Raw genomic sequence first — 522 nt, forward strand, 5'->3', positions numbered from 1 at the left:
GTCCAGGAGGGGTGGCGGGCCTCGCCGACCTTGTCGGGGTTGAGCATGCCGGTGCGGCCCAGGGCGCGGGCGGCGGCCAGGGCCAGGGGCGCGGGCAGGTGCAGCACGCGGGGCGGGCGCCTGCCCAAGGCGGCGGCGACGGCCGCGCCGATGTCGCTCCACAGGTGTTCGGTGCCGTCGCTGACGTGGTGGACGGCGCCGGGCCTGCCGTGCTCGGCGGCGGCGAGCAGGGCCCGGCAGAGGTCGTCGACGTGCAGGAGGGAGTAGCGGCGGGGGCCGCGGGGGCCGACGGCGGGGAGCAGGCCGGTCCTGGCGGCCGCGGCGAGGCGGGGCAGGAAGTGGCGGTCGCCCGGCCCGTAGACGATGGGGGGCCGGACGGTGAGGGCGGGCAGCCGGCCGGCCGCCCGGTGCAGGGCGTCCTCGCCGCCGAGCTTGCTGCGGCCGTAGGCGGAGACGGGTGCGGGGGTGTCGTCCTCGCGGCGCAGCCGGCCGGGGCCGCTGGCGGCCAGCGAGGAGCAGTAG

General features: G+C 80.3%; 1 protein-coding gene. It reads right to left on the reverse strand.

Going from position 1 to position 522, the window contains the following annotated elements:
• Positions 1-522 (reverse strand): NAD-dependent epimerase/dehydratase family protein (locus ACSNOH_RS35095; RefSeq protein WP_436725491.1); only part of this gene is annotated, 522 nt, incomplete at both ends.

This window comes from Streptomyces sp. URMC 127 (assembly GCF_051386535.1).
Taxonomy (GTDB): Bacteria; Actinomycetota; Actinomycetes; order Streptomycetales; family Streptomycetaceae; genus Streptomyces.